At 72.8% G+C, this 10,185-nt stretch carries 8 protein-coding genes; 2 read left to right on the forward strand and 6 right to left on the reverse strand.

What is annotated here, in order from left to right:
* Positions 1-175: 175 nt before the first annotated feature.
* The 5 genes from QL987_RS16290 to QL987_RS16310 form a co-directional block, all read right to left on the reverse strand.
* Positions 176-2,092, reverse strand: coding sequence for an alkaline phosphatase family protein (locus tag QL987_RS16290; RefSeq protein WP_356842289.1), 1,917 nt, complete (start codon positions 2,090-2,092; stop codon positions 176-178).
* Between the two features lie 106 nt (positions 2,093-2,198).
* On the reverse strand, positions 2,199-3,638 hold the full coding sequence (gene efeB, locus QL987_RS16295; RefSeq protein ID WP_290158676.1) for an iron uptake transporter deferrochelatase/peroxidase subunit: 1,440 nt from the start codon (positions 3,636-3,638) through the stop codon (positions 2,199-2,201).
* Positions 3,635-4,831, reverse strand: a complete 1,197-nt coding sequence (locus tag QL987_RS16300; RefSeq protein ID WP_290158677.1) for an EfeM/EfeO family lipoprotein — start codon at positions 4,829-4,831, stop codon at positions 3,635-3,637. The genes efeB and QL987_RS16300 overlap by 4 nt, the downstream gene beginning before the upstream one ends.
* A 181-nt stretch (positions 4,832-5,012) precedes the next feature.
* Entirely contained in the window at positions 5,013-6,446 is a 1,434-nt protein-coding gene (locus QL987_RS16305; protein ID WP_290158679.1) for an FAD-dependent oxidoreductase, read from the reverse strand.
* Positions 6,443-7,339, reverse strand: coding sequence for a UbiA family prenyltransferase (locus QL987_RS16310; RefSeq protein ID WP_258376807.1), 897 nt, complete (start codon positions 7,337-7,339; stop codon positions 6,443-6,445). The genes QL987_RS16305 and QL987_RS16310 overlap by 4 nt, the downstream gene beginning before the upstream one ends.
* A gap of 63 nt (positions 7,340-7,402) precedes the next feature.
* Here QL987_RS16310 and QL987_RS16315 point away from each other — a divergent pair, with 63 nt between their 5' ends.
* A complete protein-coding gene (locus QL987_RS16315; RefSeq protein WP_290158681.1) occupies positions 7,403-8,596 on the forward strand; it encodes a glycosyltransferase in 1,194 nt (397 codons plus the stop codon).
* 6 nt (positions 8,597-8,602) lie between these two features.
* Here the strand turns inward: QL987_RS16315 and QL987_RS16320 are convergent, their stop codons facing one another.
* Positions 8,603-9,400 (reverse strand): HAD-IIA family hydrolase, encoded by a 798-nt coding sequence (locus QL987_RS16320; protein WP_111076463.1) that lies wholly within the window; start codon positions 9,398-9,400, stop codon positions 8,603-8,605.
* 98 nt (positions 9,401-9,498) lie between these two features.
* On the opposite strand from QL987_RS16320, the gene QL987_RS16325 reads away from it, so the two are divergent.
* A partial coding sequence (locus QL987_RS16325; RefSeq protein ID WP_290158682.1) for a TetR/AcrR family transcriptional regulator C-terminal domain-containing protein occupies positions 9,499-10,185 on the forward strand: 687 nt, incomplete at its 3' end.

The raw sequence follows: 10,185 nt of genomic DNA on the forward strand, positions 1-10,185 counted from the left end.
GGTCGCGTGCTGGCGCGCTGACCCGCTGACCCGCTGACCCGCTGCCCCGCTGACCCGCTGGCCCGCTCGCGCACTGGCGCGGACCCGCCGCTGACAGGAACGCACGCGCTGACGGAGACGGGGAGGCGGTGCCCCGGAGCGCAGGACGCTCCGGGGCACCGCCGGTGAGGGTCGGTCAGGCGCGACGGCGGAGCTGGCGACGACGCAGCACGATCAGGCCGAGGCCCGCGAGCAGGAACACGATCGTGGCGATCGAGACGCCGGTGAGCTGCGCGCCGGTGTAGGCGAGTCGGTTCGCGTGCGCCCCGGTCTGCGGCGGGTCGGCGACCGTCCGTCCGCCGGTGCCGGTTCCCGCGGTCGGGCTGGTGCCCGTCCCGGCCGTACCCGTGCCGGCCGTACCCGTGCCGGCGGTACCCGTCCCGCTGGTACCGGCACCGGATCCCGTGCCGGGCGTGCCGCTGCCGCTGCCGGAACCGGGCGTTCGGGTCGGCGTCGGGGTGGGCGTCGGAGTCGGGGTCGCAGCCGTCGACACGATCCGGCTGACCGCGCCGGTCCTGGTGTCGAGCAGCACCTCGCGCTGCTGCGGGTGGGCGAAGTCGAGCATGCCGCGGATCGATCCGGCGCGTGCGTCGAACGACTGGTCACCGATGCGGCCGGTCGACCAGTTGTCCTCGATGAACTTCGTGGTCGAGGTCTGCTCGATCGCGGTGTGGTCGACGTCGTTCTGCTTGGCGAAGGGCGAGATGACCAGGTACGGCAGGCGCTGCGAGGGGCCGCAGCGGTCCAGGTAGCCACCGGCGACGCCGACCTTCGTGGCGGCCGTGGTGCAGACCGTGGTGTCGTTCGACGAGTCGGTCGACCCGTTCAGGACGGTCGGCGCGACGTGGTCGTACCAGCCGTCCGAGTCGTCGTAGTTGATGACGATCGCGGTGCTCGCCCACTCGGGGGACTGTTCGATCTCGTTGATCTTGGACGTCAGGAACTCCTGCTCGTCCAACGGGTCGGAGTACGCGGCGTGGCCGTCCTGGGCCTCGGGGGCCTTGAGGAAGGAGACCGCCGGCATCCGGTGCTCGGCGAGCGCGGTGTCGAACGCGGTCAGGTCGTACTGGTGGTTCGCCTGGTCGGTGTACCCGATCATGCTGTCGCTCGTCGGCGCGAGGTGGTGCGGGTTCGACGTCGAGGCGTAGTAGGCGAACGGGTTGTGGTGCGGCGAGTAGTCGGTGACGACGGTACCGCCGACGTTGGTCCGAGAGGCGTCGCACTTGGCGAACGACCCGGCTCCCGCGGCGGCCGTGGTCGGTGCGAAGCCGCCCTGGAACCAGCCCCAGGTGACGCCCTTCGTGTTGAGCAGGTCGCCGATGTTCTTCCCCGACATCTTCACCAGGTTCGACGTCGACGTGTGGTCCTTGTCGGAGCAGTCGTCGAAGGCGGGGTCCGGGTCGGCGATGACGGTGCCCTGGCCGGCGGCGTCCTTCCCGACGACCGCGGTCGAGGTGACGACGGGCGCTCCGGTGACCGAGTCGACGCCGGTGCCACCGTGGGTGTTGCCGCTGATCAGGTTGAGCGCACCGGGGGTGGACGGGCCGAAGCCGGTGTCCCAGGCGTTGTCGCTCATCGCGTAGTTCTGGGCGTAGTTCCAGAGCCCGGTGGTCGTGTTGCCGTCGTAGTGGTCCATCGTGAGACCGGGCGAGCCGTACAGGCCGGTGCAGGTGTCGACCGAGGTGCTCTCGACGAACTTGTCCATGGCACCGGCGTCGACGGCCTTCTGCTCGGGCAGGTAGTTGTGGTTCTGGTCGCAGGTGAGGGCCTGCGCGGGCGTCAACCGCGACGGGGCGTAGGCGTTCGGGTTCTTCGTCAGCGTCCCGGACGACACGAGCGTGTTCGCGGCGGGGGTCCCGGCGGCGGCGGTGAACGGCGTCCCGTCGGTGTTCGCGGCCTTCGGGTAGGTGCCGAAGTAGTGGTCGAACGACACGTTCTCGTCGTACAGCACGACGACGTGCTTGATCGGCGTGGTGGTGTTCAGGGAGTTGTCGGCGGCGGACGCCGACTGCGGGACGGCGAGGGCCGTCGCGGCGACGGCCGCGAGGGCCATCACGGCGAGCGCTCCCTGTTGGAGACGTCGCTCGGAAGGTCGGAACACGTGGGTCCTCTTTCTGGATGGGGCGTTCGGTGTCGTGGGTGACGTGCCGCTGGGGGGTCTAGGTCCGGGCGAGGAGCCCGCGCCCCAGCCAGTCGTCCGCGTGCCGGACGCCGGGGAGGGCGAAGTAGTAGCCGCCGCCGACCGGCGAGACGTAGTCGACGAGCGGCTCGTCGACCAGGCGCTTCTGCACGGCCACGAACTGCCGGTCGAGGTCCGCCTGGAAGCACGCGAACAGCAGGCCCATGTCGAGGTTGCCGTTCGCGTCGGTGCCGTTGTCGTAGTTGTACGGACGACGGAGCATCTGCTGCTTCTGGGCCTCGGCCGTGCGCGGGTTCGCGAGCCGGATGTGCGCGTCCATCTGGATGACGTCGCCGGTGGGGTCGTCCTGGTACCGCGGGTCGTCGAACTCGTCGCTGCGGGTCAGGGGCGCCCCGGAGTCGCGGTGGCGGCCGATCATCTCCTCCTGCTCCTGGATCGAGACGCGGTCCCAGAACTCGACGAACATCCGGATGGTGCGGACGACGTGGTAGCTGCCGCCGGTCACCCAGGCGGGTTCGCCGTCCCGGTCGCCGCGGGTCCAGACGAGCTCGTCCATCCGGTCGCGGTCGGTGGTCGACGGGTTCCCGGTGCCGTCCTTGAAGCCGAGCAGGTTGCGGGGCGTGCCGGACGGCCGGGGCGGGGACCCGAACCCGTCCTGTCGCCACCGCACCTGCATGCCGCCGCGGGTCGCGCGGGCGATGTCGCGGACGGCGTGCAGGACCGTGTCCGTGTTGTGGGCGCACACCTGCAGGAGCAGGTCGCCGTCGCAGATCGACCGGTCCAGGTCGTCGTTCGGGAAGTCCTCCATGGTGCGGAGCCGTGCCGGCCGCTGTCCCGCCAGGCCGTACCGGTGGTCGAAGAGCGACGCACCGACGCTGGCGGTGACGGTCAGGCCGTCGGCGGGGACGTCCGGGCCGAGGACCCCGGAGTCGGCCGGCGGTGCGGTGATCCCCACGTCCGCCGGTGTCCCACCACGGGTCAGGGCCCGGGCACGCTCGGTGATCGTGCGGAGCAGGTCGGCGAGTTCCGCGCGGGTGCCGACGGTCGTGTCGAACGCCAGGAACGCCGACTGTCGCTGCGCCGGCGTGGTGATCCCGGCCTGGTGGGCGCCGTGGAACGCGTAGGACGTCCGGGCGCTCGCGTCGTCCGTGCGGGTCGCGGCTGCTGCCTCGGTCTGGAGGCCCGGCACCCCTCCGACGGTCAGGCCCACCGCCGCAGCGGCTCCCGCTCCGGCGCCGACCGCGCCCGTCAGGAACGCCCGACGGCCGAGCGGGCGGCGCTGTGTCGGTCCTGGTGCCGGTGCCGGTGCCGGTGCCGGGTCAGCGGGTGCCGGTTCGGTGTGCGCGGTCGGGCCGCCGGCCGGGCAGACCGTGCCGTCCGCGCTGAGCCCGGCTCGTGCGTGCGCCTCGACCATCCGGCGGTGGGTCGCAGCGTCCATGCCGTGTCCGGGGGTGGTCACGAGGTCCTCCTCGGTTGACAGATGGCGGCGACGGGGGCGAGCAGTTCGAGGGCACGGTCGAGCGCGGCGTCCAGGTGTTCGCGCGCCGAGCCGTCCAGGTCGTCGAGCGCCGCCCAGCTGCCGTCGGACCGCCGGTGCGACTCGACCTCGGTGCGGAGGGACTGCAGGGCACGCTCGGTCTCGGCGAGCTCCGGGTATCGCGTCCGGAGGATCCCGTGCAGGGGGTCGAGCGCGTGCTCGGTCCCGGCGATGTTCGCGTCGATCGTCGCCAGTGTGGTGTGGCTGCCCGCGTCCGACCGCCCGGTGACCTCGAACTGCAGCGCGTTCTCGAGGATCTCGTGCGAGCGCAGGCCGACGTCGAGCGGGTCGACGCGGGAGCCCGGGAAGACGCGCTGCAGGTGCGTGACCGCCGCGACCAGCGCGTCGGCCGGGGCGAGTGCCCGGGTGACCGGTGCGCCGGACCAGAGGAGGGCCTCCAGGCGGTGGAACCCGGTCAGGTGCGGGTCGTCGAGTGCCGTCCGTCCGGAAGCCGGCAGGCCGTCGATCGCGGTGTCGTCGTCGCCGAACGCGCCGTAGGCGGCACCGAGCTGCTCGTACTCGCGGTGTCCGGTGAGCCAGTCGCGCTCCGCCGCGGCGACGTCCCCGGCGTGCACGTCCGCGTCGAGCGCGCGCACGTCGGAGAGCAGGACCGGCAGGCGTCCCTCGATCCAGTCGCCGTACGACTTCGCGGCGGGGATCAGGTCGGCGCGGGTGACCGGGACGATGCCCGGCGCAGCACCGGCCACGTGCGCGGCACCGCGCACGTGGACCACCGGGCCGGTCTCGGGCTCGCCGTCGGCGGGCAGGCAGCGGAAGCGGTAGTCCCCGCGGGCCAGGCGGACGCGGTAGGTCTGGGCTGCGCCGGAGCCCAGGCCCTCGGCGTCGAGGAAGACCGCGCCGTCGGCCGGGTCGACGAGCTGGACCTCGATGCCCGCCACGGACGTGTTCTCGATCCGGAGGGTCTGGGTGCCGGACCGGGCGCCACCGTCACCGGGCCAGCCGGCTCCGCACGTGTCGGTCCCGACCCGGACCGCGTACCGGGTCGGCGTCGGCGTCGGGGCGCTCGCCGGGGTCAGGTGGGTGGCGACGAGGGCGGCTGCGACGACGGCACCGAGCACGCCGACGACCGCGGCCGTCGTGGCGCGAACAGACATCGACACGGCTTGTCCCAACTGAGCAGTCTCACAGAAATCCCTGATCAGAGGCTGGTTCGCCTCGATCACGGGCAACCATAGAGTCGCTCGGGGGCCAGTTCGCCTGCCGTTCACCGCAGGCCGGTTCTGTTCACCGGATGGTCATCAGCGCCCTCGACGGGGTCGCGTCAGGCCGGGTGCGTCAGGACGGGTTGCTCTTCAGCAGTCGGGTCACCGCGATCATCGCGCCGCCCACCACCGCGGGGATGCCGCCGCCGGGGTGCACGGACGCGCCGACCCGCCACAGCCAGGGGCGCCAGGGGTCGTTGTAGGACGGGCGGTGGAACGGGCCGCTGAGCCATGGAGGACGTGCCGCCCCGTAGAGCGCACCGTGCGGTTCGCCGCCACCGCCGTAGTACTGCGGATCGAGCACCATCTGCTCGTCCAGGAGGTCGGTGAGCGGCCCGTCGAGGCCCATCGCTGCCGAGACGCGGTCGACCTCGCGCCGCACGAAGGGGTGTTCGACCGTGTAGTGCCCGCCGTCGGCCGGGGCGGTGAGCAGGATGCCGACGGTGCTGCGCGCGTTCGGGTAGACCTCGCCCGCGCGGTACTGGTTGACGAACACCATCGTGTCCGCCGGCTCGTCGCCCGCCTCGAGGCTGCGGTGCAGTGCGGCCGGCTTCGTCGGCAGCACCACGCTGTGCGTCGCGATCCGGGGCGGTAGTTCCTGCTGCAGCACGCCGTACACGGCGATGGCCGAGCAGGAGAGGGTGCGCGGGCGACGACGGGGAAGCGCCGGGACCCGCGACGGAGCCATCAGGGCAGCGAGTCGGTCGGCGTCCAGGGCACTGACGACGAGGTCGGCCGAGTGGTGCCCGACGTCGGTGGTGACCGACCCGCGCTCGATGCGGGTGACGGCCTCGCCGGTGCGGATCTCGACCCCGACCGCCTCGGCCAGCCGGCCCAGCGCGAGCACGATCTCGTACACGCCGCCGCGCGGCACCCAGGCCCCGGTCTCCGCCATGATCGCCGGCATGCTCGCGTACAGGGCGGGGGTGCGGGACGGCGAGACGCCCGCGTTCAGCGTGTGGATCGCGATGATCTCGCGCAGCCCGTCCGGCAGCCACGGCAGGCTGTCGAGGTACGCGCGCGTGGTGAGGCGCGAGCCGTAGACGGCCAGCAGGCGGCGCAGCGCCGGCAGCGCCGCCCGGTCGAGCGGATCGGCGAGCAGCAGCTCGGTCACGTCGTCGGCGAGCGGCGCGTGCAGGTCGGAGAAGCGTCGCCAGGCCGGGTACCACGGGTGGTCGGGTGCCACCGGCAGGGCGGTCTCCTCGCCGTCGTGGTAGTACCGGCCCACTTCCGGCATCCGCACCAGGTCGAGGTGGCCGTCGTCGTCGTTGCGGTCGGACGCGCGTCCGCCGTCGCCGAGTCGCCGCAGCAGTTCGTCCCACACCGCGGGGAACGTCACCAGCGACGGCCCGGTGTCGATGCGGTCGTCGCCGAGGTGGATGCGACGGCTCTTGCCGCCGAGCTCGGTGGACGCCTCGAGCAGGGTCACCCGGTGTCCGGCGTGCGCGAGCAGCGCGGCGGCGGTCAGCCCGCCGATCCCGCCGCCGACCACGACGACGCGGCTCACGAGGCGCCTCCGAGCACGATCGAGACCATGAGCAGCACCCCGGCGAACGACCCCGCGATGTAGGGGAACGCGACCGACAGTCGGTAGAGCCGGTGACCGGTCTCCGGCGTCGGGTGCCGCAGCAGGCTCACCACGAGGATGCCGGCGATCAGGAGGTTGACCGCGGCGACGGGCAGGCTCACCACCGCGAACAGCACGGTCGAGACGATCCACCAGGCGCCGCTCCACAGGGCCGTCCCGCGCGCGCCGAGCCGGACCGCGGTGGTCTCGATGCCCGCATCACGGTCCTCCACGATGTCCTGGACCGCGTCGAAGGCGTGCTTTGCGACGCTCCACGCCATCAGCCCGATCGCGGCCGGCCACACCGGCGTCACCCCGAGGGCCAGCGGCACGATGACGAGCGGCAGGGCGTAGGCCGCGTTGCTCAGCGAGTCGAGGAACGGCCGCGCCTTGAAACGCAGCGGCGGTGCCGAGTAGAAGACGAAGACGCCCACGTAGAGCAGGATCGCGGCGTTCGCGAGCGGCGGCAGCGTGACGAGGAAGAAGACCAGGAACGGGACGTTGACGATCGCGACGGCCCAGGCGATGAGCCGGACTTCGGACTGCCGGATCCGCGCGCCCTCGATGGAGCCCTTGCGGGGGTTCGCCGCGTCGGTGTCCTGGTCGTAGATGTCGTTGACGCCGTAGATGAGCAGGTTGAACGGCAGGGTGAGCCACAGGATGACCGGCAGTGCCCGCAGGTCGAACAGCGCCCCGGTGAGCCAGACGGCGACGAGGCCGGAACCGATGGTGTTGATCCACAGCACCGGGCGTGAGATGTGCACGAGGCGGCGCACGGCCACACCGATCCCCGACGGCGTGGTGCGCGACATCCGCTCACTGCCGTCAGTCACGGGTCCGAGCGTACCCGGCCCACCTCGACGTCGGGCCGCGGCTTCCAGGCCAGACTGTGGGGCATGCGCCTGATGCTGCTCACCGCCGGCACCCGTGGCGACGTGGAACCCTTCGCCGCCCTGGCACGGCACGCCGCATCGCGCGGTCACGACGTCCGGCTGGCGCTGCCCGACGACGCCCCCGCGCCCGACGGGGTCGACACGGTGCCCCTCGGTCTCGACGTGCGGCGGGTGCTCGCCCCGGCCGGCCGCACACCCTGGAGGCTCGTCCGTCACGTCCGCGCCGAGGTGCGGCCCGCGATGCGCCGGATGTTCGCCGCCGCGGTGCGGGAGACGATCGCCTTCGACCCCGACGTGGTCGTGCACCACCCGCTGGTCCTCAGCGCGCCGATGGTCGCGGACGCCCTCGGCGTGCCCCGCGTCCTGGCGGAGTTCGCGCCGGTCGCCACCCCCAGCGAGCGCTTCCCCGCGGCCGGTGGTCCCACGGCCACCCGCGACCTGGGCTCGTACAACCGGTCGACCTACGCCGTGCCGCGCACCGCCGCACGCCTCTTCGACGCCGACGTCGCGCGCGCCGCTGCCGAACTGCCGAGCGGGCGTCGTCCCGACGGGCGCTCGCCGTCGCGCGCGACGCTGATGGCCGTGAGCCCCTCGCTGCTGCCCCGACCCGACGACTGGCCGGAGCGGGTGCACCAGACCGGCGCCTGGTACGAGGACGCGACGGCGGCCCTCGACCCCGCCGTCGCGGACTTCCTGCGCGCCGGCCCGTTCGTCGTGGCATCGTTCGGCTCGATGGCGACGGGGGACGCGTCGGCCCGGGGGAGCGCGATCGTCGCGGCCGCCCGTGCCCACGGTCTGCGGGTGCTGCTGGTCACCGGGTGGGGCGGGCTCGCGCTGCCGGGAGCATGCGCCGGCCCCGACGTGCTGGCCGTGCGCTCGGTGCCGTTCGACGCGGTGCTGCCGCGAGCGGCGCTCGCCGTGCACCACGGTGGGGCCGGCACGTCGCACGCGGTCGCCCGGGCCGGAGTGCCCGCCGTCGTCGTGCCCGTCACCGCCGACCAGCCGTTCTGGGCGGCGCAGCTACACCGACAGGGTGTGGCCGCCGCCCCGGTCCCGCTGCGCCGTCTGTCGGTCGACGCCCTCGTGCCCGCGATGGCGGACGCCCGGTCACGGCAGGAGCGCGCCGCCGAGGTGGGCCGGCTCATGCGGCGGGAGCACGGGGTGCAGCGGGCGCTCGACGTGCTCGAGTCGCTCTGAACCGGCCTAGATCTCGACCTCGTACGGCTCGGTGTGCAGGAGCTCGTGCACGCCGGCGATGACCTCGCTCGGACGGAACGGGTACCGGTCGATCTCGGCCTGGTCGCTGATGCCGGTCATGACCAGGACGGTGTGCAGCCCCGCCTCGATGCCGGCCTGCACGTCGGTGTCCATCCGGTCGCCGATCATGCCGGTGTTCTCGGAGTGCGCGCCGATCCGGTTCATCGCCGAGCGGAACATCATCGGGTTCGGCTTGCCGACCACGTAGGGCTGCTTGCCGGTGGCCTTCTCGATCATCGCGGCGATCGCCCCCGTCGCCGGCAGGACACCCTCGGCGCTCGGGCCGGTCGCGTCGGGGTTCGTGACGATGAACCGCGAGCCGTCGCGGATCAGACGGACGGCCTTGGTGATCGCCTCGAACGAGTAGTTGCGGGTCTCGCCGACGACGACGTAGTCCGGGGCGGTCTCGGTCATGATGAAGCCGGCCTCGTGCAGGGCGGTCGTCATGCCGGCCTCGCCGATCACGAACGCCGAGCCGCCGGGCATCTGCGACTTGCAGAAGTCCGCCGTCGCCAGGGCGCTCGTCCAGATGCGCTCCTCCGGCACCTCGAGACCCGACCAGCGCAGCCGTGCACTGAGGTCGCGCGGGGTGAAGATGGAGTTGTTCGTCAGCACGAGGAACTCGGTGCCCTGGTCCTGCCACTGCCGGATCAGCTCCGGGGCACCGGGGAGCGCCTGGTTCTCGTGGACGAGCACGCCGTCCATGTCCGTCAGCCAGCACTCGACCTCGTCGCGGGATGCCATGCGGTCAGCGTAGTGCTCCTGGCTGCGCGGGAGCGGTCGTGCCGTAGGCTGCTGGGAACGCGTTCCCGTACGCGTACCGGAAACCCGAGGAGGACGCCGTGCCCGACGCCGAGCCTGCTGACGCCGACCCCGCTGCTGCCGAGCCTGTCGCTGCCGAGCCTGAGACGCGTCGCCGCGGGCGGCCCCGCGCCCTGACCCGCGACCAGATCGTCGACGCGGCCACGGTGATCGCGAACGAGGACGGCCTCGACCGCCTGAGCTTCCGCGCCCTCGGCCAGGCGCTCGGCGTCGCCCCGATGACCGTGCACCGCACCATCGGCGGCCTCGACGACCTGCACGCCGAACTCGTCCGCCGTACCGTCGACGAGTTCACCGACACCTTCGTCTGGCCCGAGGACTGGCGTGACGTCGTCCGGGTCTTCGCCACCACCTTCCGCGACCTGCTCGTCCGGCACCCGCTGGTCCTCGAGTCGCACAGCAGCCGGGCACCGCTGGCCTCGACCGAGTCGGACGCCGTCGCCGCCACCGTCGTCCGGGCGCTGTGTTCCGCGGGCCTGTCGGAGACCGAGGCGATGTACGCCTTCTTCGTCGTCTACGACTTCGTCGTCGGGCACACCGCCGTGCAGGTCGGGCGTGGGGACTCCGAGGCCGGCCGGCCCGAGCGGCACCGGCTGGTCAGCGAGATCCTCGGCCAGCACTCGTACCAGGCACGCTTCACGATGGGGCTCGACGTGCTGCTCGACGGCATCGCGGCGCGCGCGGCGCGATGCCGTCGAGCAGCACGT

It is taken from the genome of Curtobacterium sp. APC 4022 (assembly GCF_030407555.1).
Lineage (GTDB): Bacteria > Actinomycetota > Actinomycetes > Actinomycetales > Microbacteriaceae > Curtobacterium.

Coding starts and splice junctions, on each gene's coding strand:
- QL987_RS16300 (WP_290158677.1), bottom strand. CDS start 4,831: ATGTCTGTTCGCGCCACGACGGCCGCGGTCGTCGGCGTGCTCGGTGCC.
- QL987_RS16290 (WP_356842289.1), bottom strand. CDS start 2,092: ATGGCCCTCGCGGCCGTCGCCGCGACGGCCCTCGCCGTCCCGCAGTCG.
- QL987_RS16320 (WP_111076463.1), bottom strand. CDS start 9,400: ATGGCATCCCGCGACGAGGTCGAGTGCTGGCTGACGGACATGGACGGC.
- QL987_RS16315 (WP_290158681.1), top strand. CDS start 7,403: ATGCGCCTGATGCTGCTCACCGCCGGCACCCGTGGCGACGTGGAACCC.